Source organism: Streptomyces sp. NPDC021019, assembly GCF_044333295.1.
GTDB lineage: Bacteria > Actinomycetota > Actinomycetes > Streptomycetales > Streptomycetaceae > Streptomyces.
In genome coordinates, this window is record NZ_JBIRQR010000001.1 from 1,685,136 (window position 1) to 1,707,375 (window position 22,240).

Here is a 22,240-nt window from a genome sequence, read left to right on the forward strand (position 1 = left end):
ATCCGCCGGAGGACCCGGCGCGGGGCCACCGGCGCCCGTCACGCCGAGCGGTAGTGGTGGTAGCGGTGGTGGGCCGCGAAGCCCATGCCGTCGTACAGCGCCCGCGCGCCCTCGTTGTCCTCCTCGACCTGGAGCCAGGCCGCCGAAGCGCCCTCTTCCAGTGCCCGGCGCGCCAGCGCGGCCATCACGCTGGTGGCGAGACCACGCCGCCGCTGCTCCGGAGCGACCTCGACCGCCATGAACCCCGCCCAACGGCCGTCCACGACACACCGCCCGATCGCGGCCGGCGGGGCGGCCGGATCCGCGTCCGGGGTTGCTGCGTCCCCGGGGTACCCCGGCACCGTGGCGAACCAGACCGAAGGGCCGCTGCCCAGCACCCGCAGCACAGGGGGGCCGGGGGTGGAGAAACGCTGGTAGCGGGCGAGCCAGGCCGCGTCCGGTTCGCGGGTCAGACGGACCGCCCGCACCTCCGCCCGAAGGTCACCGACCGGCGCCAGCGCGGCGATCCGCACCTCCGCCGAGACCTCGCGCCGCCAGCCGTGCCGCTCCAACTCCGTGCACAGCAGCTCCTGCGTGCCCTCGGCCCCGGTCGCCGCCTGGACGTACGCGGGCAGGCCCCGCTCCTCGTACCAGTCCCGGACCCGTTCGAGTGCCTCGCCGAGCGGCAGCCCCGGATCGCCGAGCGGCAGCGCGGAGTTGGCACGCCGGGTGAAGCCCCCGGCGGCGCGCAGCCGCCAGTCGCCCAGCGCCTCGCTCTCCACGGGCTGCCAGGCGCGCGCGGTGACGGAGGCCAGCTCCCCGAAGGAGGCGGCGGGACCGCGACGGCGGGCCGGGGCGGCGGGAACGACCTTGCCCGCGACCAAGGAGGATTCCACGATGTGGACGGATTCGCCGCTCTTTCGTGTGATCGAGAGCACATCGTCGTTCCATGATGTGAGCACCCCGACCACGTCGGTGAACTGCGCGCCCGTGCCCCCGCCGTCCGTCCGGCGCCGAACGGACACCCGTTTGCCCACGTCAGCGGGTGTGATGCTGACTTCCAGCCGTCCGCCGATGGTGAATTCCACAGCTCTGTCCGCCCCTCCTGTTCGGATCGTGCCCGAGAACGGAGATACTAGAGGCGGGCATCGACGACGCCGCGCTCCCGCGCGAGAGCCAACGCCCTACCGAGGAGGAACGACAGCGTGACCTACGTCATCGCGCAGCCTTGTGTCGACGTGAAGGACAAGGCCTGCATCGAAGAGTGCCCCGTCGACTGTATCTACGAGGGCCAGCGGTCCTTGTACATCCACCCGGACGAGTGCGTCGACTGTGGAGCCTGTGAGCCGGTCTGCCCGGTCGAGGCGATCTTCTACGAGGACGACACTCCGGAGGAGTGGAAGGACTACTACAAGGCGAACGTCGAGTTCTTCGACGACCTCGGCTCTCCGGGCGGTGCTTCGAAGCTCGGTCTCATCGAGCGCGACCACGCGTTCATCGCCGCACTGCCGCCGCAGAACCAGTAAACGGCGGCACCACGCGCGCGGCCCGGTCCCGTACGGCTTGTCACCGTGCGGGGCCGAGGCGTTTCCCGTACCTCCGGGACCACCAGCGGCCCCGGTGGCGCGGGGGCCGCCATCGGGCCCCGGCAGCGCCGGGGCCGTCAGCGGGTCTCCGTACCGGGGGCCCGTCACCGCGCGCCCGTTCCGCCGCCCCGTAGAGAACACCCGAGAAAGCAGAGCGCCGTGTCCGCAGTCTCCTCCCGCCTCCCGGTCTTCCCCTGGGACAGGCTCGCGCCCTACAAGTCGACGGCCCAGGCCCACCCGGACGGCCTCGTGGACCTGTCCGTCGGCACCCCGGTCGACCCGGTTCCCGAGCTGATCCGGCGGGCGCTCGTCGCCGCCGCGGACAGCCCCGGCTATCCGACGGTGTGGGGTACCGAGGCCCTGCGGGACGCGCTCACCGGCTGGGTGGAGCGCCGCCTCGGCGCGGTCGGCGTGACCCACGCCAACGTACTGCCGGTCGTCGGTTCCAAGGAGTTGGTTGCCTGGCTGCCGACGCAGCTCGGGCTCGGAGCGGGCGACAGGGTGGCCTACCCCCGGCTCGCCTACCCGACGTACGAGGTCGGCGCCCGGCTCTGCGGCGCGGAGCCCGTCGTCTACGACGACCCGACCGAGCTGGACCCGGCGGGGCTGAAGCTGCTCTGGCTCAACTCGCCCTCCAACCCGACGGGCAAGGTGCTGCCCAAGGACGAGCTGACCCGGATCGTCGCCTGGGCGCGCGAGCACGGCGTGCTGGTCTTCAGCGACGAGTGCTACCTGGAGCTGGGCTGGGACGCCGAGCCGGTATCCGTGCTCCACCCGGACGTCTGCGGCGGCCACCACGACGGCATCGTCGCCGTCCACTCGCTCTCCAAGCGCTCCAACCTGGCCGGATACCGGGCCGCGTTCATCGCGGGCGACGCGGCCGTCCTGGGCGAGCTGCTGCTCATCCGCAAGCACGGCGGGATGATGACGCCCGCTCCCGTCCAGGCTGCCACCGTCGCCGCGCTCGGCGACGACGTGCACGTGTCCGAACAGCGCGCCCGCTACGCGGACCGGCGCCTCGCCCTGCGCGCGGCGCTGGAGGCGCACGGCTTCCGGATCGAGCACAGCGAGGCGAGCCTCTACCTGTGGGCGACCCGCGACGAGCCGTGCTGGGAGACCGTGGCGTACCTCGCGGAGCTCGGCATCCTGGTCGCGCCCGGCGACTTCTACGGCCCGGCGGGCGCGCGTTTCGTCCGGGTGGCGTTCACCGCGACCGACGAGCGGGTGGCGGCGGCGGTCAAGCGCCTGTCCTGACTCAGGGCGTGGCCTGGCGACGCGACGCGCCGAGGGCCTCGGGAGTGCGCACTCCCGAGGCCCTCGGCGCGTTTCTGGTGCTGCGATGACGCGGTGCCGCGATACTGCGGTGCTGCGGTGCCGCGGTGGAGATCAGCCGCCGATCGGCAGACCGCCCAGCGGGAGGCCGCCCTTGGTCAGGGAGTCGGTGGGCAGGCCACCGCCGAGCGCGTCGGTGGGCAGACCGCCCCGGGTGACCGCGTCGGTCGGGAGGCCGCCGCCGGCGGCCTCGGCCACGCCGCCCACGGCCCGGCCCGCGTTGCCCGCGGCCTGGCCGACGGTCTCCTGGGCGGCCGGGATGGCCACCCCGGCGGACGTGCCGACGGTCTTGCCCGCGGCCGGGAGCGCCGTGCCGACGAGGCGGCCGCCGGTTTCGCCGGCCGCCTGGGTGCCCTGCTGGACGGCGCCGTCCACGGTGTCGCCGAGACCGGCGCCGTCCAGCGCGGTCAGTCCGCCCAGGTCCGGGGTCGCCGGGAGATCTGCGGCGCTCGCGACGCCGGCCGCACCGACCACGGGGGCCGCGCCTGCGGCGATCAGCAGCGCGGCACGAGCGATCCGACGGGTCAGGGGGAGGGACATGATGCTCCTTCAGCGGGTGGTGCACGAATCTGTCTGTCCGGTGATCGGACGCACTGACAACCGCTTCGGGGGAGGGGGAGGTTGCGGTGGGCGAAGGTAAAGACTGAGTAAGGGGTCCGATTATCCGCATCGGAAGAACCCGGGCAAACGATCCATACCGCCGCTGCCCGATGAACCGTAACTTCCCTTGGGCGGCAAGGGAATCGGAGCAGGCCCCCGACGTTGCGAGGAGGCCCGCGGAAAGCGTCCGGAGTCATGCCCCCGGGGCCCGTACGGGTGACGGGGCGTACTACTGAACGACCTGGATCCTGACCGCCGTCGTGCCCGATTCCTTACCCTTCGCGCGTTCCGTCCGCCAGCCCGAACCGGCCTCCCAGACCCGGTCCGCGTAGCTCACACGCTCGATCCGCAGGGCCTCGGACTGCGCCACTGCCCAGTGCGCCAGCTCCCAGCCGCGCTGCGGAGCGCCCTTGCCCCCGGACCGCGCCGCGGCCGCCGGGACCGGCACCGAGACGGTCGACGCCGCGGACGCGCCCGCGGCCACCGCGCCGGGCAGCACGTCCTTGCCGAAGGCGCGCACCAGCTCGGTCCGCACCCGCGCGGCGTCCCCCGGGCCGTCCGCCGTGGCCGTCGACGGGGTGCAGTTCAGCGAGGCCGGCCCGCGGCCGGTCAGCGCGGCGGCCAGCAGCGCGGCGTCCGGCTCGTGCTTCGCGTACGCCTGCGGGAACCCACTGCGCTGCACGCGCTGCGCGGCCACGGTCAGCGGGAGGCGCGAATAGCCCGGCACCTCGGCCAGGCCCTCGTAGAACTTCTCCGACGAGTACACCGGGTCCATGATCTGCTCCACGGTGCCCCAGCCCTGCGAGGGCCGCTGCTGGAACAGGCCCACCGAGTCCCGGTCGCCGTAGTCGATGTTGCGGAGCGTGGACTCCTGGAGCGCGGTCGCCAGCGCGATGGTCACCGCCCGCTCGGGCATGCCCCGGGTGGTGCCCACCGCGGAGATCGTCGCCGCGTTGACGGCCTGGGCGAGGCTCATCTCGTAACGCTGCGTCCCGTCCCCGTCCCCGTCCTTCGCCTCCACCACACAGCGCGGCGGATTCTTCGACCCGGACGAGTCGTACTGCACGGCCAGATATCCGCCCAGCGCCGCGAGCACGGCGAGGGCGGCCCCGTAGCGGAGGAGGCGTCGTCGGCGAGGGCTGGCTGTCCTGGGCACGGGCCCACCGTACTGGAGGGTACGGCCGGGGGCCGATACCCCAGTCCCTTAGGGTCGGGTCCATGGCCGACAGCACCCTTGACCTCACCCTGGACGGACCGGCGCTCACCGCCCGGCTCGTCGACCTCCCCTCGGTCAGCGGGGAGGAGACGGCCCTCGCCGACGCGATCGAATCGGCCCTGCGCGCCCTGCCCCACCTCACCGTCGACCGCCACGGCAACAACGTCGTAGCCCGCACGGACCTGGGCCGCGCCGAGCGCGTCGTCCTGGCCGGGCACATCGACACCGTGCCGATCGCCGACAACGTCCCCTCCCGCCTCGACGGGAACGGGATCCTCTGGGGCTGCGGGACCTCCGACATGAAGTCCGGCGTCGCCGTCCAGCTCCGGATCGCCGCGACGGTCCCCGAGCCCAACCGCGACCTGACCTTCATCTTCTACGACAACGAAGAGGTCGCCGCTCACCTCAACGGCCTCGGCCACATCGCCGACGCCCACCCCGAGTGGCTCGTCGGGGACTTCGCCGTCCTGCTGGAGCCCTCCGACGGCGAGGTCGAGGGCGGCTGCCAGGGCACCCTGCGGGTCCACCTCCGTACGACGGGGGAGCGGGCGCACTCCGCACGCAGCTGGATGGGGTCCAACGCGATCCACGCCACCGCCCCGATCCTGGCGAAGCTCGCCGCGTACGAGCCCCGCCGCCCGGTCATCGACGGCCTCGAATACCGCGAGGGCCTCAACGCGGTCGGCATCGAGGGCGGCGTCGCCACCAACGTCATCCCGGACGCCTGCACCGTCGTCGTCAACTACCGCTACGCCCCCGACCGCACCGAGGAGGAGGCCATCGCCCACGTCCGCGAGGTCTTCGCCGACTGCGGCGTGGCCGAGATCGTCATCGACGACCACTCCGGCGCCGCCATGCCCGGCCTGTCCCACCCCGCCGCCCAGGCGTTCATGACAGCCGTCGGCGGCACCGCCCGGCCCAAGTTCGGCTGGACCGACGTCTCCCGCTTCGGCGCGCTCGGCGTCCCCGCGGTGAACTACGGACCCGGTGACCCGATGTACGCCCACAAGCGCGACGAGCACGTGGCGGTCGCGAAGATCACCCACTGCGAGGACCGGCTGCGCTCCTGGCTGACCGGCTGACCGCCCGACGTACGGCATTCCCCCGTACGTAACCTCCGCCGATCTAGGCTGGCCGTACGCAGTACGACACGACCCAGCGCGACGCGGGTCGGTGGAGGGAGCGGAACATGGGCAACGCCGAAGACGCACGGATCCCCGAGGGTGCGGAGGTTCCCGAGGGCGCGGTCAGCCCCGAGGAACAGTGGCTGGGCCCGGTCCTGCGCCGCAGGGAGCAGGTCCAGCCCGGCACGACCGACCAGCGGCTGCTGGACTCCGAGGGCGACTCCGAGTGGGTGCACACCGACCCCTGGCGGGTGATGCGCATCCAGTCGGAGTTCGTCGAGGGCTTCGGCGCGCTCGCCGAACTGCCGAGCGCGATCAGCGTCTTCGGCTCGGCCCGGACCCCGGACGGATCGCCGGAGTACGAGGCCGGCGTCCAGCTCGGCAAGGCGCTGGTCGACGCGGGCTTCGCGGTGATCACCGGCGGCGGCCCGGGCGCGATGGAGGCCGCCAACAAGGGCGCCCGGGAGGCCAAGGGCGTCTCGGTCGGCCTCGGCATCGAGCTGCCCTTCGAGTCGGGCCTCAACCCGCACGTCGACATCGGCGTCAACTTCCGCTACTTCTTCGTCCGCAAGACGATGTTCGTGAAGTACGCCCAGGGCTTCGTGGTTCTGCCCGGCGGCCTCGGCACCCTGGACGAACTCTTCGAGGCGCTGACCCTCGTCCAGACAGGCAAGGTCACCCGCTTCCCGATCGTCCTGTTCGGCACGGCCTACTGGGGCGGCCTGATCGACTGGCTCCGCGACACGGTGGTGGCCCAGGGCAAGGCCTCGGAGAAGGACCTGTTGCTCTTCCACGTGACGGACGACGTGGAGGAGGCGGTGACGCTGGTCACGAAGGAGGTCGGCCGCTAGCCGCTTTCAGGCCCGCCCTCCCCTTCGAGCCTGCCAGGCCACCTCGGACCCGCCCGGCAACTTCGAGCCCGTCCGGCGATTCCCGTCCGGCGATTGAGGACGTCTTTGACGTGAGGGGCCTCCGGGCCGGTCGGAACACTCGGCCGGCCCGGCCACCCCGAGCCCGCCCGGCGTTTGAGGGCATCGGCACCAGCCCCTCCGGCGCTTGAGGAGCGGGGGCCGGGGACAGCGCCCCGGCCCCCACCCGCCGCGGGCAGGCGGCGACCTACGCCAACCCCCTCCGCGCCACGGCAGGCGCCCGGTGCCCGGCGACGGACGCCACCATGTCCAGGACCTGCCGCGTCTCCGCCACCTCATGCACCCGGTACACCCGCGCCCCCAGCCACGCCGAGACCGCCGTCGTCGCCAGCGTGCCGATGACGCGTTCCTTCACCGGCCGGTCCAGCGTCTCGCCCACGAAGTCCTTGTTGGACAGGGACACCAGCACCGGCCACCCGGTCTCCGCCATCTCCCCGAGCCGCCGCGTCGCCTCCAGCGAGTGCCGGGTGTTCTTCCCGAAGTCGTGCCCCGGATCGATCATGATCCCGTCCGGTCGCACCCCGAGCTCCACCGCCCGCTCGGCCAGCCCCACGGTCACCCGCAGGATGTCCGCCATGACGTCCTCGTACGCGATCCGGTGCGGCCGGGTCCGCGGCTCCGCGCCGCCCGCGTGCGTGCACACGAGGCCGGCCCCGTACCGCGCGGCGACCTCCGCCAGCTTCGGGTCGACCCCGCCCCACGCGTCGTTCAGCAGGTCGGCCCCGGCTTCGCAGACCGCCTCGCCGACATCGTGCCGCCAGGTGTCCACGCTGATCACCACGGACGGGTGGCGGCGGCGGACCTCGGCGACGAACCCGACCGTACGGCGCGCCTCCTCCTCGGCGCTCACCTCCTCGCCGGGACCTGCCTTCACCCCGCCGATGTCGATGATTGCGGCGCCCTCGGCCACCGCCCGGTCGACCCGGGCCAGCGCCGGCTCGTCCCCGAAGGTGGCGCCCTGGTCGTAGAAGGAGTCCGGGGTCCGGTTCACGATCGCCATGATCACCGGCTCGTGCGGTCCGAATTCCCGCCGCCCCAGCCTGAGTGCACCGCTTCGCATCCCGTTCTTCCTCCTCAGATAGCCCGCCTGCGACCCTAAGGCCTTGTCGGGCCGGCCCCGACTTGTCCGTGCCGCATGGCACGATCGGAGCCGGACGAGGTTTCCGCCCCCGGGGAGATGCGCGTGTTCTGGTTCTTGCTGCTCACGATGGTCGTGGTCGTCACCGCGGTCACCCTCGCGGTGGTCGGAGGCGGTGGGAGCGCCGTGCTCCAGGACGTCCCGCCCGACCGGTTCACCGATCCGCTGCCCGCGACCCGCCCGGTCGGCCGCGCGGACATCGAGGCGCTGCGCCTGCCGATGGCCCCCCGTGGCTACCGGATGGTGGACGTCGACGAGGCGCTGTCCCGGCTCGGCGCCGAACTGGCCGAGCGCGACGCCCGGATCGCCGAGCTGGAATCCGCCCTGGCCGGGGTGCAGGCGGCCGCGGTGACGACGGGCACGGACCTGTTCGAGCAGCCGGGCGACCGCCCCGCCGAACGGGCCGGCCGGGAAGGCGTCCAGGACCGTGCCGAGGAGGACGGGCGATGAGCGGCGCTGCCGTGGCCGCACCCGACGGCGGGCTGCGCTGCCCCTGGGGCCTGTCCGCCGAGGACTACCTCGCCTACCACGACACCGAGTGGGGCCGGGCGGTCCACGGGGACGACGCCCTGTTCGAACGGCTCTGCCTGGAGGCCTTCCAGTCCGGGCTCTCCTGGATCACGATCCTGCGTCGCCGCGAGACCTTCCGTACCGCGTTCGAGGGATTCCGGATCGAGGCGGTCGCGAAGTTCACCGAGGCCGACCGGGAGCGGCTCCTGGCCGACCCGGGGATCATCCGCAACAAGGCCAAGGTCGACGCGACCCTCGCCAACGCCAAGGTGCTCGCCGAGTGGCGGGAAGGGGAGCTGGACGAGCTGATCTGGTCGTACGCCCCCGATCCGGCCGGCCGGCCCGCCCCGCGCAGCCTCTCGGACGTCCCGGCCGTCACTCCGGAGTCCACCGCGCTCGCCAAGGCCTTGAAGAAGCGCTCGATCCGCTTCGTCGGCCCCACCACCGCCTACGCGCTGATGCAGGCCTGCGGACTGGTCGACGACCACCTCGCGGACTGCGTGGCGCGCGGCGGCGGGGCGGCGCCGCGCTGAGCCGCGGCTACTTCCCCAGGTAGACCGGCTTCTCCTTGGCCAGGAACGCCTCCACCGCGATGGTGTGGTCCTGCGACGCGCCCGCCCGGGTCTGGAGTTCGTCCTCCTTCTCCAGCGCCTCGGCGAGCGTGTGCCCGGCGCCGTACGCCATCGACTCCTTCAACGCCGCGTACGCCACCGTGGGGCCGTCCGCCAGGGCCCGGGCCGCCGCCGCCGCCTGCTCGGCGAGCTCGGCCGCTGGGACGACCCGGTTGACGATCCCCAGCTCCAGCGCGTCCTGCGCGGAGATCGACCGCGGGAAGAACAGCAGATCGGCGGCGCGGCTCTGCCCGACCAGCCGGGGCAGCGTCCAGGACACGCCCGAGTCCGCCGTGAGTGCGACGCCCGCGAACGAGGTGTTGAAGGAGGCGGTGTCGGCGACCACCCGGTAGTCGGCCGCGAGCGCGAATCCGAACCCGGCCCCCGCCGCGACGCCGTTCACCCCGGCGACGACGGGCTTCGCCATCTCCGTGATCGCCCGCACGATCGGGTTGTAGTGCTCCCGCACCGTGCTCAGCGCGTTCCCGCCGCCCGCCTCGCGGGTGGCCGAGAGCGTGGCGACGTGCTCCTTGAGGTCCTGGCCGACGCAGAAGGCGCGCCCGGTGGCCGTGAGCAGCACCGCCCTGACCCCCGCGTCCGCCGATGCCGCCAGCAGCGCGTCCCTCAGCGCGACCTTCGCCGCGGTGTTCATGGCGTTCATCGCACCGGGTCGGTTGATCGTGATCGTCGCGAGACCTTCGCTCACGTCGTACAGGACGGTGTTCGTCGGCTCGTCGGCCATTCCGGTATCCCCTCGCTGCGCGGGCATCGTTGCCACTGCAGGCAAGCATGGCCGATCCGGAGCTGGGCAGAGATGTGACCTGCGTCTAACAATTGGCTCTCCCCCGGGGGTCCGGGGCGGCGCAGTATCGCAGCCGGATCGCCGAATTGGGTGGTTTTGAGAGAGCGCGTTGCGCAAGCGATGCAGACCGATGTTGGTCATCGGGGTCATTGATGCGGGATAATGGCGAAGAAGCAATGTGTTCGATGCCGGTGAGGCAGCGCCTGTCATGGGGCCGCCGGTTGCGATGAGCTGGTTTCAGGAAGGGGAACGAGCATGGCGGCCATGAAGCCGCGGACGGGCGACGGCCCGCTCGAGGTGACAAAGGAGGGGCGGGGCATCGTCATGCGCGTTCCGCTCGAAGGCGGCGGTCGGCTTGTCGTCGAGCTGACTCCGGACGAGGCCGATGCGCTCGGCGACGCGCTGAAGAAGGTCGTCGGCTGACGCGGAACGCCCATCACCTGCACCACTGCCCGGTACGGAATCCGTAGATTCCGTACCGGGCAGTGGTGCGTCCTGACGGGGATCTCCGCGCTCACGGGGGTTCTCCGTGCTCACCACGGAGTTCCCCGCGCTCATCACGGGCTCTTCGCGCTCAGCCGCGCCGGACCGCGCAGAGCAGGCCGTCGCCGACCGGCAACAGGGTCGACATCAGCTCCTGGCTCTCGCGCACCGCCCGCAGCAGATCCCGCAGCCGCAGCACCTCGGCCGGCTGGGCCGCGGAGTCGACCGTGCGGCCGTCGGCGAAGACGCCCTCGAAGCAGACCAGCCCGCCGGGGCGCAGCAGGCGCAACGATTCAGCGAGCACGTCGAGACTCTCCAGCCGGTCGCCGTCGCAGAAGACGAGGTCGTAACCGCCGTCCGCGAGCCGGGGCAGGACGTCCAGGGCGCGGCCGGGGATGAACCGGGCCCGGTTGGTGGCGAAGCCCGCCTCCCGGAACGCCGCCCGGGCGAACTGCTGACGCTCGGGTTCGGGGTCCACCGTGGTCAGGACCCCGTCCGGCCGCATCCCGTGCAGGAGATACATGCCGGACACGCCGGTGCCCGTGCCGATCTCCGCCACCGCTTTGGCGTCCGCTGCGGCTGCCAGCAGGCGCAGCGCAGCGCCGGTGCCCGGTGACACCGAGCGAAGCCCCAGCTCGCGGGCCCGCTCCCGGGCCCCGTGCAGTGCTTCGTCCTCGGCGACAAAGGCGTCGGCGAACGCCCAGCTCGTCTGCCGGTTGGCGGTAATGACCCTCTCCTGACCCCGTAGTTGGCGCAACGGTGACTGTATCCGCTGGACCCGGGAACCCGCAGATGGGACCGGGCGTTGTGCATGACGTGGGGAAAGCGCAGTGACCGGGTCCGCGGATCGGACCGGCGAGCTGCGGGAAGTCCCGGGCTGACGCCCGGCCCCAGCAGGGAAAAAGGCTTATCCGGAGCTAACGGGCGAGGTGGCTATGGTAGGGGCTCCACTGGACACCACCAGAGCCGATAGGGGAGGTGCGGCTGCGCCTGTGGACCGGGGAGGGATGCTGCGGCGTCTCCTCAGGTCGGCCGGTGAGCCGAAATCCGTGACCAACATTGCTGACCGTTCTTCCGAAGACTCCGCAACGACCGCGACCTTCGCCTCTGATGCGGATTCTCAGGCGTGGACCCCGCCCTCATGGGAAGAGATCGTCAGCACGCACAGCGGCCGCGTGTACCGCCTCGCCTACCGGCTGACGGGAAACCAGCACGACGCCGAGGACCTGACCCAGGAGGTCTTCGTCCGGGTGTTCCGCTCGCTGTCGACGTACACACCCGGCACCTTCGAGGGCTGGCTGCACCGCATCACGACCAATCTCTTCCTGGACATGGTCCGGCGCAAGCAGCGCATCCGCTTCGACTCGCTCGGCGACGACGCGGCCGAGCGCCTGCCGAGCCGTGAGCCGTCCCCGCAGCAGGTCTTCAACGACACCCACTTCGACGCCGACGTGCAGCAGGCGCTGGACACCCTCGCGCCCGAGTTCCGTGCGGCCGTGGTCCTCTGCGACATCGAGGGTCTCAGCTACGAGGAGATCGCCGCCACTCTCGGGGTGAAGCTCGGCACCGTCCGCAGCCGCATCCACCGCGGCCGCTCGCACCTGCGCAAGGCGCTCAAGCACCGTTCGCCCGAGGCCCGCGCCGAGCAGCGCTCCCTGGCGGACGCGGTTTTGGCAGGGGAGGGCGGAACGGCGTGAGCGGCACAGGACCCACCCCCGCGGAAGCGCATCTGGGGGACCGACTCGCCGCGCTGGTCGACGGCGAGCTGAAACACGACGCCCGTGAGCGGGTCCTGGCCCACCTGGCGACCTGCGCCAAGTGCAAGGCCGAGGCCGATGCCCAGCGCCGCCTCAAGAGCGCCTTTGCCACGTCGGCCTCACCCTCGCCCTCCGAGGGCTTCCTGGCCCGGCTACAGGGCCTTCCCGGGGGGCCGGGCGGTGACGACGCCGGTTCCTCCGGGCCGTTCGGCGGCCGGGGGCCCTTCGCCGACGAGTTCTTCCCCGGGCTGCGGCCCTCCGGCGGCAGCACCCGCGCCGACACCGCACCCTCCTCCCTGGACGGCTTCGGATACCTCCCCGCCCCCCACGGCTCCACCGCCGTGCTGCCCGGCGGCCCCGCTTCCGGTTCGGTCTTCCGCATACACGAGGTGGCCCGCGACGCGGACCGCTCGCCCTGGCGCGGGCGGCGCTTCGCGTTCGCCGCGGCCAGCGCCGTCTCCCTCGCGGCCATCGCGCTGGGCGGCACCCTGCCGCTGGACTCCGGCCCCGAATCCTCCCTGCGCGCCGAGGGCGCCGGGAACAACGCCACCCCGCTCGACGCCGCGACCCGCGCCGAGAACGGCGCGAAGGCGGTCAGCCGCCGGGGCGGCGGCGCCCTCGTGGTGACCGGCGACGGCCGGGCGGCCGAGCGGCCCGCGTCCGGCACGGCCTCCGCCGGGACGAACCGGGTGCCCTCGACACTCACCGGTGCGACACCGATGGTTCCGGCCGGCTCCCCTCCGGCGAACCGGCAGGGGCCGTCGACCGCCCCGCCGCTGTTCGGCGTCCAGACCTCGGGCGGGCACCCCTCCACCTTCCCCGTGCTGAACGTGTCCGTGTCGCCGCTGATACGCCCGGCGGCGCCCGGTACCCCGCTGCTGGCGGCAGCCCTCGGCACCGGTGCGGCGCCGACGACGGGCCCCTCCCCGGTTCCCTCGGGGCCGCCCGCCAACGATCTGGCGAGCCCGCTTTCCCCCCGGCCCTGACCGGACCCTGCGCGGGGATTCGCAAACCTGGTTGAATTCCGGTGAGGGACGCCTCGGTGGGGCGTACAGAGGCCAGTTGCGGGGAGAGCATGGACGACGGAAAGCCCACCGGACCGCAGGCGAAGTGGTGGAGCCGCCCCCCGGCGGGGCGCGCCGACCACACGGAGCCGGACAGCGGGCCGGCCCCGTCGGACGCTCCGCCGACCGAGGACCGGGAGCCGACGCCCCCGGCCACGCCCCCGGACGCCGCCTCGACCCCGGCTCCGGACAGCGCGACCCCGGCTCCGCCTTCCGACGCCGTCGGCCGGGCGGCGGTCCACGGCAGCCAGGACGTTCCGGGGCCCCGCCCGTCCGGGACCCCGCTGCACGAGCCCGACGAGTACAGCACCCCGCCCTACGGCGGCCCCGGCCCCTGGGCGCCCGCCCCGCCGGTGCAGCGGCCCACCCCCGCCCACGGCACCGTCGTACCGCCGGGCGCCGGAGCACCGGCCCCGCAGTACGCCGCGACGAACGGCGGCGGAATCCCGGCAGCCCCCGCGTCGGCGTCCGCCCCGGCGCCGCGATCCGTGCCCGCCGACGGTTTCCCGCCCCCGCACGCCCAGTCCGCCGACGGTTTCCCGCCCCCGGGGCCCCACGCGCAGCACCAGGCGCCCGCCGCCCACGCACAGCACCCGCCGCAAGGAGCCCCCGGACTGCCCCAGGGAGCCCCCGAGCACCCGGGGCAGCACCCCGTACCGCAACCGCACGCGCAGCAGCACACGCAGTGGCTCCAGTACGACCCGTGGGGCGCTCCGGGGCAGCCGCTGACCCGGCCCGGGCCCCCCGAGGGCAGCGAACCCGGCCGCGGGAAGAAGCGCCGGGGCGGTGCGCTCATGGGCGTGCTCCTGCTGACCCTGGTCGCCAGTGGCGTCGGCGGCGGCGTCGGCGCGTACATCGAGCGCAACGGCGGCCTGACCACCGTCGAGCTGCCCCAGGCGGGCCGCGACAACGGTGACCGGCCCCCCGAGAGCGTCGCCGGCATCGCCGCCAGCGCCCTGCCCAGCGTGGTCACCCTGCACGTCAGCGGCACCGCCGAGTCCGGCACGGGCACCGGTTTCGTCCTCGACGGCCGGGGTCACATCCTCACCAACAACCACGTCGTCGCTCCCGCCGGGGCGAGCGGGGACATCACCGTGACGTTCAGCAGCGGCGAGACGGCCTCCGCCGAGCTCGTCGGCAAGGACAGCGGCTACGACCTCGCGGTCGTCCGGGTCCGCGGGGTCTCCGGGCTCAAGCCCCTGCCCCTGGGCAACTCCGACAACGTCCAGGTCGGCGACCCGGTGGTGGCCATCGGCGCCCCCTTCGACCTGTCCAACACGGTGACCTCGGGCATCATCAGCGCCAAGCAGCGGCCGATCACCGCGGGTGGTGAGAAGGGCGACGGCAGCGACATCAGCTACGTCGACGCCCTCCAGACCGACGCCCCGATCAACCCGGGCAACTCCGGCGGGCCGCTGGTCGACACCCAGGCCCACGTGATCGGCATCAACAGCGCCATCCGCGCGGCCGACAGCGCCCGGGGCCCCGAGGCGGGCGGCCAGTCCGGCTCCATCGGCCTCGGCTTCGCGATACCCATCAACCAGGGCAAGCGCGTCGCCGAGGAACTGATCAGCACCGGCAGGGCCACCCATCCGGTCATCGGCGTCACGCTGGACATGAAGTACACCGGCGACGGCGCCAAGGTCGGCACGGAGGGCGCAGACGGCGCGCCCGCCGTAGCGAAGGACGGCCCCGCGGCCAAGGCGGGGATCCGCTCCGGCGACGTCATCACCCAGGTCGAGGGAGAGCGGGTGCACAGCGGCGAGGAGCTGATCGTGAAGATCCGGGCCCACCGCCCCGGCGACGAGCTCGACCTCAAGCTGACCCGCGGCGGCGACGAGCGGACGGTGACCCTGACGCTCGGCTCGGCGAGCGGCACGTGACGTCCACCGCGAGGTACCGCCCGGACACCTTCGGCAGGTACCTTTGAGCGGTCCGGGCGGCTGGGAGGCCCGGGCCGCGATCGCACGGAGAGCACGCGGAGAACACGAGGAGCAACAAGGTGTTCAATGACATTGGCGCACTGGAGCTGTTGACGCTCGGGGTGCTGGCCGTGCTGGTCTTCGGCCCGGACAAGCTGCCCAAGCTGATCCAGGACGTGACGCGTACCATCCGCAAGATCCGCGAGTTCTCGGACAGCGCGAAGGAAGACATCCGCTCGGAGCTGGGCCCGCAGTTCAAGGACTTCGAGTTCGAGGATCTCAACCCCAAGACGTTCGTCCGCAAGCAGCTGATGGACGGCAACGACGACCTGGGGCTGAAGGAGATCCGCGAGAGCTTCGACCTGCGCAAGGAGATCTCCGACGTCACCGACGCGGTCAACGGGCGCACCCCGACGACGTCCGATACCGCCAACAGTGCGGCGAACGGCTCGGCGGACGGTGCGGTGACCAGCCTCACCAAAACCGGCGACACCGCCCCTGACCTGCTGAAGAAGACCCCGCAGCAGACGCAGCCCGAGCGCCCGCCGTTCGATGCGGACGCCACCTGACCCCTGGTCAATCCCGACTCGTCCGGACCGTATGGCTATTCTCCATCTGTCCGGTTGCGAGGATGCCCAAGCCCGCGGGGGGCGGGCCGCTCCGGATCATGACTGATCGAGGAGGCGGCCGCGCAGATGGAGACGACGAGTCGGATTGATACGGACGGTGTCCCGGGCACGGCCACGGCGGAGGAAGGGCCGGCGAAGCGGCGTACCGTCGACGGCTACCGGGACGCGACCTTCCCCTGGTACGGCCTGGACGAGGCCTTCACCGGCCCGCGCTGGCTGATGCAGGTCGGCGTCGCGGCGGACGGCACGGTCCAGCACGGCGCGACCGGGCACGGCGACGAGCCGTCGGTGAAGTCGGACGGCTCCACCGACAAGGAGAGGTTCGCGGCGGTGATCACCGTGGCGGCGAGCCCGGTGAGACGCAGCGGTGACGGTACGGGCGTGCTGGACGCCACCACGGTGTCCTCGGCGGCCTGGCTCGCGGGCTCCGGCCTGCTGGCGTACACCTGGCCGCCCCAGATGGACCACACCCTGCGCGACGACTGGCTGGACCAGCAGACCGAGACGGCGTTCACCCTCGCCGACGACCTCGGCAGCGCGCCCTGGTCGACGCTCTCCCTCCCGGTGGACGGCGTGCCGGTGGAGTTCCACTACCGCGAGTCCGAGTTCGGCTGGATCCTCGCCGGATCCGCCCACGAGGGCGTGCACATCGGGGCGTACGGACGCGGGATGAGCGCGTACGGCCTCGGCTTCGCGGCCATCAAGGACATCGGGACGTACGCGTAGCAACGCGACAGGGCGGGCCGGATGACCACCGGCCCGCCCTGTGCTGCCGCGACGAACGTCAGAACTTGTTGCGCGGGGTGATGCCCAGCGACATGCCCGACAGACCGCGCTGACGGCCGCCCAGCTTCTCCGCGATCGAGCGCAGCGCGCTGCCCGCCGGGGAGTCGGGGTCCGACAGGACGACCGGCTTGCCCTCGTCGCCGCCCTCGCGCAGCCGTACGTCGATCGGGATCGAGCCGAGCACCGGCACCTCGGCGCCGACCGTGCGGGTCAGCCCCTCGGCGACCCGTGCGCCGCCGCCCGAGCCGAACACGTCGACCATCTCGTCGCAGTGCGGGCACGGCATGCCCGACATGTTCTCCACCACGCCGACGATCTTCTGGTGGGTCTGTACGGCGATCGAGCCGGCCCGCTCGGCCACCTCGGCCGCCGCCTGCTGCGGAGTCGTGACGACCAGGATCTCCGCGTTCGGCACGAGCTGCGCGACCGAGATCGCGATGTCGCCGGTGCCCGGCGGCAGGTCCAGCAGCAGGACGTCCAGGTCGCCCCAGTACACATCGGCGAGGAACTGCTGGAGCGCCCGGTGCAGCATCGGACCGCGCCAGACCACGGGCGCGTTGCCCGGGGTGAACATGCCGATGGAGATGACCTTCACGCCGTGCGCGGACGGCGGCATGATCATGTTCTCGACCTGGGTGGGCTTGCCGTCCGCGCCGAGCATCCGGGGCACGCTGTGCCCGTAGATGTCCGCGTCCACGACGCCGACCTTCAGTCCGTCGGCCGCCATCGCCGCGGCGAGGTTCACCGTCACCGAGGACTTGCCGACGCCGCCCTTGCCGGAGGCGACCGCGTACACCCGGGTCAGCGAGCCGGGCTGGGCGAACGGCACCTCCCGCTCGGCGGTGCCGCCGCGCAGCGAGCTCGCCAGGTCCTTGCGCTGTTCGTCGCTCATGACGTCGAGGGTCACCTCGACCCGCGAGACGCCCTCGACCCGGGCGACCGCCTCGGTCACGTTCCGGGTGATCGTCTCGCGCATCGGACAACCGGAGACCGTGAGATACACCGTGACAGCGACTACACCGTCAGGATCGATCTCGACCGATTTCACCATGCCCAGCTCGGTGATCGGGCGGTGGATCTCCGGGTCGTTCACTGTCGCCAGTGCCTCAAGCACCGCGTCTTCCGTAGCCATACCGACGATGTTACGGCGCGGAGGGCTACGGGCGGGTAGCCCTTCAGCGGTCGCCTTCGTCACTCTCGGCCGGGGACAGCACCTGCCGGTCCTCCATGTCCCTCACCATGTCCTGGAGTTCCGAGCGGATCCAGTCCCGGGTGGCGACCTCGCCCAGGCCCATGCGCAGGGCCGCGATCTCCCGCGTCAGGTACTCGGTGTCGGCGATGGAGCGCTCGTTCTGCTTCCGGTCCTGCTCGTGCGTGACCCGGTCGCGGTCGTCCTGCCGGTTCTGCGCGAGGAGGATCAGCGGCGCGGCGTAGGAGGCCTGGAGCGACAGCATCAGCGTCAGGAAGATGAACGGGTACTGGTCGAAGCGCAGGTCCTTGGGCGCGAAGATGTTCCACAGCACCCAGATGATGATGATCAGAGTCATCCAGACGATGAACCGCCCGGTCCCCAGGAACCGCGCGATCCGCTCCGAGAACCGGCCGAACGCCTCCGGGTCGTACTCCGGCAACAGCCGCCGGCGCGGGTCCTTCGGCTGGTCCAGCCGGGTGCGCGGGGGCCGCACCAGGCCCGAGGCGCCGGTCGACACCGCCTTCGCCCGATCGTCACCCGCCATGGCCGATCCCCTCCTCCCCGTGCAGATCCGTCTCGCGCCAGTCGTCCGGCAGCAGGTGGTCCAGGACGTCGTCCACGGTCACCGCGCCCAGCAGCGAACCGGTCTCGTCCACGACGGGCACCGAGACCATGTTGTACGCGGCCAGGTAGCTGGTGACCGTCGGCAGCGGGGTGTCCGGCGACAGCGGCACCAGGTCGCTGTCGACGATCGAGCTGACCAGGGTGAACGGCGGGTCGCGCAGCAGCCGCTGGAAGTGCACCGTGCCCAGGTACTTCCCGGTCGGGGTGTCGTCGGGGGAGCGGCACACGTACACCTGCGCGGCGAGCGCCGGGGACAGGTCCGCCTGCCGCACCCGGGCCAGCGCGTCGGCCACCGTGGCGTCGGGCAGCAGCACGATCGGCTCGGTCGTCATCAGACCGCCCGCCGTCCGCTCCTCGTACGACATCAGACGGCGGACATCGGCGGCGTCGTCCGGCCGCATCAGCGCCAGCAGCCGCTCCTTGTCCTCCTCCGGCAGCTCGGAGAGCAGGTCGGCCGCGTCGTCGGGGTCCATCGCCTCCAGGACGTCGGCGGCCCGCTCCTCCGCGAGCTTGCCGATGATCTCCACCTGGTCGTCCTCGGGCAGCTCCTCCAGGACGTCGGCGAGCCGGTCGTCGTCCAGGGCGGCGGCGACCTCCGCCCGCCGCTTCGGCGAGAGGTGGTGCAGGGCGTTCGCCACATCGGTGGGCCGCAGCCGCTCGAACGTGGCGACCAGACTCTCCGCACCCTGGCCGTGCTCGTCCAGCGAGAAACCGCTGACCGCCGACCACTCCACCGTCAGGGTCTCGCCCTTGCGGCGCAGCGCCCCGCCGCGCCCCTTGCGGACGAAGTACTTGTCGATCTCCCAGTCGCGGCGGGCCGGCAGCTGCTGGATGGCCACGTCCAGGACGGTGACCTCCTCACCGTCCTGGACGTGGCCCTCCACCAGCCGCACCCGCCGGTCCAGGAACTCGCCGAGGACGAGACGTTCGGTGGGCCGCTGTTCGAAGCGCCGCATGTTGACGACGCCGGTCGTGATGACCTGGCCGGACTCGACGCCCGTCACCCGGGTCATCGGCAGGAAGATCCGCCGGCGGCTGATCACCTCGACCACCAGGCCCAGGATGCGCGGCGGGCGTCCGCCGACCCGCAGCATCGCCACCAGATCACGGACCCGGCCGACCTGGTCCCCGTTCGGGTCAAAAACGGGTACGCCGGACAGATGCGAGACGAAGACCCTGGGGGTGACCGCCGCCATCCTCGGCCTCCTTCGTCCGTCCGTGTCCACCGTGTCGTCATGTTCCGCGGGACGGCCCTCGCCCGGCCGTCCCGGCCCGACACCGCCGGCCAGCGGATTTCGCCGGTACGCCGGGATCAGGCTAGCCCTTAACCCCGCACCGCGCCCCGGCGGACCGGTCCGTACGGCTGGCTGCCGGGAGGCACGCGCCTCCCGGGTACGCTGCCGTCTGCCACCCCCGATCGCCGTTGAGAGGCAGTGCGCCCGTGACCTCTTTCGCCCCGGCCGTGCGGAACCATCGCCGGACCGCCCTCGCTCTCGTGCTGTGCGGAGGGCTCACCGCGGCCCTGGCCGCCTGCGGCACGGAGGAGGACCCGGACAAGGGGACCAACGGCGTCGCCAGACTCTCCGCCACCGAGATCGACGAGAAGGCCAGAGCGGCGGCCGAGGCGGCGAGCGCCGTACGGCTGTCGGGCACGCTCGTCAGCAAGGGCGGCACCTACCGGCTGGAGATGAGGCTCAACGCCGAGGGCGGCATGGGCTCGGTGACCTCCAAGAAGCAGAGCTTCGCCCTGCTGCGGGTGGACGACGAGCTCTACCTGAAGGCGCCCGCGGAGTTCTGGACCCACGAGGAGAGCGGTGGCGGCGAGGGCGGGTCCTCCGACGTGGCGGCCGCCGACAAGCTGGGCGGCAAGTACGTGAAGGTCCCCGAAGGTGACCCCAGCTACCGTCAGCTGCGCGGCTTCACGGACAAGAAGGTCCTGCTCGACGGGCTCCTCGCGCTGAACGGAAAGATCAGCAAGGGCGGCCGGGACACGGTCGCCGGGCAGCGCACCATCCAGATCCTGGGCGGCAAGGGCGAGGGCGGGGCGTTCGACGTGTCGCTGGAGGACCAGCCGTACCCGGTCCGGGTGGCCCGGGGCGGCGGCGGGGGCACGGTCACGCTGGCCGACTGGGGGCAGGCCTTCCCGCTGGAGGCGCCCCAGGAGGACGACACCGTCGACTACGGCGGCCAGCTCCCCAAGTCCTCCGGCTGAGCGACCCGGACCGCGTGCCCCGGCTCAGCGCTTCCCGCGACGCTTCAGCAGTAGCCGGGGGAGCGCCGCCGGGGCCGGCCGACGGGTGGTGGCCCCGGTCGGCAGCGGAACGGCCGCCAGCGAGGTGTCCGGCAGCGCGGTGCTGACGGTGTCGGGCGTCAGCCGCACCACGGTGCACTCGCGCGCCCACCGCTCCGTCATCGACTCGGCGTCCGGCGCGTTCAGCCGCTTGCCCTTCAGCTCGGCGACCGCCGCCTCCCACTCCTCGGAGCGCGGCGGGAGGAAACGGCACACCGCACTCCAGGCGACGATCCGGCCGCCCTTGTCCTTGCTCCGTACGGTCACCCCGGCGCGGCCGCCGTCGGCCAGGCCCTCGGGCAGCGGCTGCTCGCCGGGGCCGCCGCCGACCAGGTGCGCCGCGCCGTCGTGCCACACGTGCCAGACGGCACGGGCCGGCCCGTCGCCCCGCACCCAGACGAGACCGGACTTCTTCGTGGCCTCCTCGACGAGGGCCCTCTCCAGCAGGTCGGCGGCGGCATCGGGTGCGGCGGCGTCAGTCATGGGCGCGAGCTTACTCAGCGACCGGCGCGGGGCTCAGAGCCAGCCGTTGCGCTTGAGGATGCGGTGGATGGAGAAACAGACCACCCCGATGACGCCGAGCACCAGCGGATAGCCGTACTTCCACTGGAGCTCGGGCATGTGGTCGAAGTTCATGCCGTAGACACCGCAGATCATCGTCGGCACGGCGATGATCGCCGCCCAGGAGGTGATCTTGCGCATGTCCTCGTTCTGCGTGACGGTCGCCTGCGCCAGATTCGCCTGGAGGATCGAGTTCAGCAGTTCGTCGAAGCCGAGGACCTCTTCCTGGACCCGAGCGAGGTGGTCGGCGACGTCGCGGAAGTACTTCTGGATGTCGGGGTCGATCAGCCGCATCGGGCGCTCGCTCAGCAGCTGCATCGGCCGCAGCAGCGGCGAGACGGCCCGCTTGAACTCCAGCACCTCGCGCTTGAGCTGGTAGATGCGGCCCGCGTCCGAACCGCGCGGACTGCCCTTGGCCGGGGTGGAGAAGACATCGATCTCCACCTCGTCGATGTCGTCCTGCACCGCCTCGGCCACCGCGATGTACCCGTCGACCACGTGGTCGGCGATGGCGTGCAGCACGGCGGAGGGGCCCTTGGCGAGCAGCTCCGGATCGTCCTGGAGGCGGTGGCGCAGCGCGCGCAGGGAGCCCTGGCCGCCGTGCCGGACGGTGATGACGAAGTCCCGCCCGGTGAAGCACATCACCTCGCCGGTCTCCACGACCTCGCTGGTCGCGGTCAGTTCGGCGTGCTCCACGTAGTGGATCGTCTTGAAGACGGTGAACAGCGTGTCGTCGTAGCGCTCCAGCTTGGGCCGCTGGTGGGCGTGGACGGCGTCCTCGACGGCCAGCGGGTGCAGCCCGAACTCCCGGGCGATGCCCGCGAACTCGGCCTCGGTCGGCTCGTGCAGACCGATCCACGCGAAGCCGCCCTCCTCCCGCACCTGGAGCATCGCCTCGTGCGGGGTCGGGGCCGTGGGCGTCGCCAGCCGGCGGCCGTCGCGGTAGACGGCGCAGTCGACGACGGCGCTGGAGGCGGACGGGTCGCGGGTGGTGTCGTACGCGCTGTAGGGGGCGCTGTTCTTACGGAGGGACGGGCGCAGGGACGGGCGCACGGCGGCGCGCAGGTCACGGATCATCGACATGGCTGGCTCCTTCACGGAGGGC

At 72.5% G+C, this 22,240-nt stretch carries 24 protein-coding genes; 13 read left to right on the forward strand and 11 right to left on the reverse strand.

The features are described from left to right. Positions 1-38: 38 nt before the first annotated feature. Positions 39-1,067 carry a GNAT family N-acetyltransferase gene (locus ACH4RG_RS07855; RefSeq protein ID WP_398539253.1) on the reverse strand — a complete coding sequence of 343 codons (1,029 nt, stop codon included), beginning with the start codon at positions 1,065-1,067 and terminating at the stop codon, positions 39-41. Between the two features lie 117 nt (positions 1,068-1,184). Between ACH4RG_RS07855 and fdxA the strand changes: the two genes are divergently transcribed. Next, positions 1,185-1,505, forward strand: a complete 321-nt coding sequence (gene fdxA, locus ACH4RG_RS07860; RefSeq protein ID WP_018956287.1) for a ferredoxin — start codon at positions 1,185-1,187, stop codon at positions 1,503-1,505. 219 nt (positions 1,506-1,724) lie between these two features. Then, on the forward strand, positions 1,725-2,819 hold the full coding sequence (gene dapC, locus ACH4RG_RS07865; protein WP_397921643.1) for a succinyldiaminopimelate transaminase: 1,095 nt from the start codon (positions 1,725-1,727) through the stop codon (positions 2,817-2,819). A 132-nt stretch (positions 2,820-2,951) separates the two neighbouring features. Here the strand turns inward: dapC and ACH4RG_RS07870 are convergent, their stop codons facing one another. Both ACH4RG_RS07870 and ACH4RG_RS07875 read right to left on the reverse strand, forming a co-directional pair. Next, positions 2,952-3,437 carry an ATP-binding protein gene (locus tag ACH4RG_RS07870; protein ID WP_397921641.1) on the reverse strand — a complete coding sequence of 162 codons (486 nt, stop codon included), beginning with the start codon at positions 3,435-3,437 and terminating at the stop codon, positions 2,952-2,954. Positions 3,438-3,726: 289 nt separating this feature from the next. After that, on the reverse strand, positions 3,727-4,653 hold the full coding sequence (locus ACH4RG_RS07875; RefSeq protein ID WP_398539254.1) for a hypothetical protein: 927 nt from the start codon (positions 4,651-4,653) through the stop codon (positions 3,727-3,729). Between the two features lie 62 nt (positions 4,654-4,715). Here ACH4RG_RS07875 and dapE point away from each other — a divergent pair, with 62 nt between their 5' ends. Together dapE and ACH4RG_RS07885 are read left to right on the forward strand one after the other, a co-directional pair. Next, the gene (gene dapE, locus ACH4RG_RS07880) at positions 4,716-5,795 is read left to right on the forward strand and encodes a succinyl-diaminopimelate desuccinylase (RefSeq protein ID WP_398539255.1); all 1,080 of its coding nucleotides are present in this window, start codon (positions 4,716-4,718) and stop codon (positions 5,793-5,795) included. Positions 5,796-5,902: 107 nt separating this feature from the next. After that, complete coding sequence (locus ACH4RG_RS07885) at positions 5,903-6,688, forward strand: TIGR00730 family Rossman fold protein (RefSeq protein ID WP_265599499.1); 786 nt, start codon at positions 5,903-5,905, stop codon at positions 6,686-6,688. 265 nt (positions 6,689-6,953) lie between these two features. Here the strand turns inward: ACH4RG_RS07885 and folP are convergent, their stop codons facing one another. Continuing rightward, complete coding sequence (gene folP / locus ACH4RG_RS07890) at positions 6,954-7,826, reverse strand: dihydropteroate synthase (RefSeq protein WP_397921634.1); 873 nt, start codon at positions 7,824-7,826, stop codon at positions 6,954-6,956. 75 nt (positions 7,827-7,901) lie between these two features. Here folP and ACH4RG_RS07895 point away from each other — a divergent pair, with 75 nt between their 5' ends. After that, positions 7,902-8,354: a cell division protein DivIVA gene (locus tag ACH4RG_RS07895; RefSeq protein WP_398539256.1), complete on the forward strand. Its 453-nt coding sequence runs from the start codon at positions 7,902-7,904 to the stop codon at positions 8,352-8,354. Beyond that, positions 8,351-8,947, forward strand: coding sequence for a DNA-3-methyladenine glycosylase I (locus ACH4RG_RS07900; protein ID WP_397921630.1), 597 nt, complete (start codon positions 8,351-8,353; stop codon positions 8,945-8,947). The genes ACH4RG_RS07895 and ACH4RG_RS07900 overlap by 4 nt, the downstream gene beginning before the upstream one ends. Positions 8,948-8,954: 7 nt before the next feature. On the opposite strand, the gene ACH4RG_RS07905 is transcribed toward ACH4RG_RS07900, so the two are convergent. After that, entirely contained in the window at positions 8,955-9,767 is an 813-nt protein-coding gene (locus ACH4RG_RS07905; RefSeq protein WP_398539257.1) for an enoyl-CoA hydratase/isomerase family protein, read from the reverse strand. 315 nt (positions 9,768-10,082) lie between these two features. On the opposite strand from ACH4RG_RS07905, the gene ACH4RG_RS07910 reads away from it, so the two are divergent. Then, the gene (locus ACH4RG_RS07910) at positions 10,083-10,250 is read left to right on the forward strand and encodes a DUF3117 domain-containing protein (RefSeq protein WP_003966491.1); all 168 of its coding nucleotides are present in this window, start codon (positions 10,083-10,085) and stop codon (positions 10,248-10,250) included. Positions 10,251-10,401: 151 nt separating this feature from the next. On the opposite strand, the gene ACH4RG_RS07915 is transcribed toward ACH4RG_RS07910, so the two are convergent. After that, the gene (locus tag ACH4RG_RS07915; protein WP_397921626.1) at positions 10,402-11,067 is read right to left on the reverse strand and encodes an O-methyltransferase; all 666 of its coding nucleotides are present in this window, start codon (positions 11,065-11,067) and stop codon (positions 10,402-10,404) included. A gap of 178 nt (positions 11,068-11,245) precedes the next feature. Here ACH4RG_RS07915 and sigE point away from each other — a divergent pair, with 178 nt between their 5' ends. The 5 genes from sigE (at position 11,246) to ACH4RG_RS07940 (ending at position 16,408) form a co-directional block, all read left to right on the forward strand. Further along, positions 11,246-12,007 (forward strand): RNA polymerase sigma factor SigE, encoded by a 762-nt coding sequence (gene sigE / locus ACH4RG_RS07920; protein WP_329355902.1) that lies wholly within the window; start codon positions 11,246-11,248, stop codon positions 12,005-12,007. After that, positions 12,004-13,053: a zf-HC2 domain-containing protein gene (locus ACH4RG_RS07925; protein ID WP_398539258.1), complete on the forward strand. Its 1,050-nt coding sequence runs from the start codon at positions 12,004-12,006 to the stop codon at positions 13,051-13,053. Before sigE ends, ACH4RG_RS07925 begins: the two co-directional genes overlap by 4 nt. An 89-nt stretch (positions 13,054-13,142) precedes the next feature. Beyond that, complete coding sequence (locus tag ACH4RG_RS07930; protein WP_398539259.1) at positions 13,143-15,014, forward strand: trypsin-like peptidase domain-containing protein; 1,872 nt, start codon at positions 13,143-13,145, stop codon at positions 15,012-15,014. A 119-nt stretch (positions 15,015-15,133) separates the two neighbouring features. Further along, on the forward strand, positions 15,134-15,622 hold the full coding sequence (locus tag ACH4RG_RS07935; protein ID WP_397921620.1) for a sec-independent translocase: 489 nt from the start codon (positions 15,134-15,136) through the stop codon (positions 15,620-15,622). A gap of 126 nt (positions 15,623-15,748) precedes the next feature. Further along, complete coding sequence (locus ACH4RG_RS07940) at positions 15,749-16,408, forward strand: hypothetical protein (RefSeq protein WP_397921618.1); 660 nt, start codon at positions 15,749-15,751, stop codon at positions 16,406-16,408. Positions 16,409-16,466: 58 nt separating this feature from the next. On the opposite strand, the gene ACH4RG_RS07945 is transcribed toward ACH4RG_RS07940, so the two are convergent. The 3 genes from ACH4RG_RS07945 to ACH4RG_RS07955 are packed head-to-tail and all read right to left on the reverse strand — an operon-like array spanning position 16,467 to position 19,480. After that, positions 16,467-17,600, reverse strand: coding sequence for an Mrp/NBP35 family ATP-binding protein (locus ACH4RG_RS07945; RefSeq protein ID WP_397921616.1), 1,134 nt, complete (start codon positions 17,598-17,600; stop codon positions 16,467-16,469). A gap of 43 nt (positions 17,601-17,643) precedes the next feature. Continuing rightward, on the reverse strand, positions 17,644-18,204 hold the full coding sequence (locus tag ACH4RG_RS07950; protein WP_397921614.1) for a DUF1003 domain-containing protein: 561 nt from the start codon (positions 18,202-18,204) through the stop codon (positions 17,644-17,646). Continuing rightward, entirely contained in the window at positions 18,194-19,480 is a 1,287-nt protein-coding gene (locus ACH4RG_RS07955; protein ID WP_398539260.1) for a magnesium transporter MgtE N-terminal domain-containing protein, read from the reverse strand. Before ACH4RG_RS07955 ends, ACH4RG_RS07950 begins: the two co-directional genes overlap by 11 nt. 245 nt (positions 19,481-19,725) lie before the next feature. Between ACH4RG_RS07955 and ACH4RG_RS07960 the strand changes: the two genes are divergently transcribed. After that, positions 19,726-20,496, forward strand: a complete 771-nt coding sequence (locus ACH4RG_RS07960) for a hypothetical protein (RefSeq protein WP_397921609.1) — start codon at positions 19,726-19,728, stop codon at positions 20,494-20,496. Between the two features lie 24 nt (positions 20,497-20,520). On the opposite strand, the gene ACH4RG_RS07965 is transcribed toward ACH4RG_RS07960, so the two are convergent. Together ACH4RG_RS07965 and ACH4RG_RS07970 are read right to left on the reverse strand one after the other, a co-directional pair. Further along, positions 20,521-21,057: a hypothetical protein gene (locus tag ACH4RG_RS07965; RefSeq protein WP_398539261.1), complete on the reverse strand. Its 537-nt coding sequence runs from the start codon at positions 21,055-21,057 to the stop codon at positions 20,521-20,523. A gap of 33 nt (positions 21,058-21,090) precedes the next feature. Next, on the reverse strand, positions 21,091-22,218 hold the full coding sequence (locus ACH4RG_RS07970) for a magnesium and cobalt transport protein CorA (protein WP_397921605.1): 1,128 nt from the start codon (positions 22,216-22,218) through the stop codon (positions 21,091-21,093). Between the last annotated feature and the right edge of the window lie 22 nt (positions 22,219-22,240).

Excerpts from the sequence above, each read along its gene's own strand:
- ACH4RG_RS07955 (WP_398539260.1), bottom strand. The coding sequence starts at position 19,480 with ATGGCGGCGGTCACCCCCAGGGTCTTCGTCTCGCATCTGTCCGGCGTA.
- ACH4RG_RS07905 (WP_398539257.1), bottom strand. The coding sequence starts at position 9,767 with ATGGCCGACGAGCCGACGAACACCGTCCTGTACGACGTGAGCGAAGGT.
- sigE (WP_329355902.1), top strand. The coding sequence starts at position 11,246 with ATGGTAGGGGCTCCACTGGACACCACCAGAGCCGATAGGGGAGGTGCG.
- ACH4RG_RS07945 (WP_397921616.1), bottom strand. The coding sequence starts at position 17,600 with ATGGCTACGGAAGACGCGGTGCTTGAGGCACTGGCGACAGTGAACGAC.
- ACH4RG_RS07885 (WP_265599499.1), top strand. The coding sequence starts at position 5,903 with ATGGGCAACGCCGAAGACGCACGGATCCCCGAGGGTGCGGAGGTTCCC.
- ACH4RG_RS07930 (WP_398539259.1), top strand. The coding sequence starts at position 13,143 with ATGGACGACGGAAAGCCCACCGGACCGCAGGCGAAGTGGTGGAGCCGC.
- ACH4RG_RS07965 (WP_398539261.1), bottom strand. The coding sequence starts at position 21,057 with ATGACTGACGCCGCCGCACCCGATGCCGCCGCCGACCTGCTGGAGAGG.
- ACH4RG_RS07970 (WP_397921605.1), bottom strand. The coding sequence starts at position 22,218 with ATGTCGATGATCCGTGACCTGCGCGCCGCCGTGCGCCCGTCCCTGCGC.
- ACH4RG_RS07910 (WP_003966491.1), top strand. The coding sequence starts at position 10,083 with ATGGCGGCCATGAAGCCGCGGACGGGCGACGGCCCGCTCGAGGTGACA.
- dapE (WP_398539255.1), top strand. The coding sequence starts at position 4,716 with ATGGCCGACAGCACCCTTGACCTCACCCTGGACGGACCGGCGCTCACC.
- folP (WP_397921634.1), bottom strand. The coding sequence starts at position 7,826 with ATGCGAAGCGGTGCACTCAGGCTGGGGCGGCGGGAATTCGGACCGCAC.
- ACH4RG_RS07900 (WP_397921630.1), top strand. The coding sequence starts at position 8,351 with ATGAGCGGCGCTGCCGTGGCCGCACCCGACGGCGGGCTGCGCTGCCCC.
- ACH4RG_RS07895 (WP_398539256.1), top strand. The coding sequence starts at position 7,902 with ATGGCACGATCGGAGCCGGACGAGGTTTCCGCCCCCGGGGAGATGCGC.
- ACH4RG_RS07940 (WP_397921618.1), top strand. The coding sequence starts at position 15,749 with ATGGAGACGACGAGTCGGATTGATACGGACGGTGTCCCGGGCACGGCC.
- ACH4RG_RS07950 (WP_397921614.1), bottom strand. The coding sequence starts at position 18,204 with ATGGCGGGTGACGATCGGGCGAAGGCGGTGTCGACCGGCGCCTCGGGC.
- ACH4RG_RS07870 (WP_397921641.1), bottom strand. The coding sequence starts at position 3,437 with ATGTCCCTCCCCCTGACCCGTCGGATCGCTCGTGCCGCGCTGCTGATC.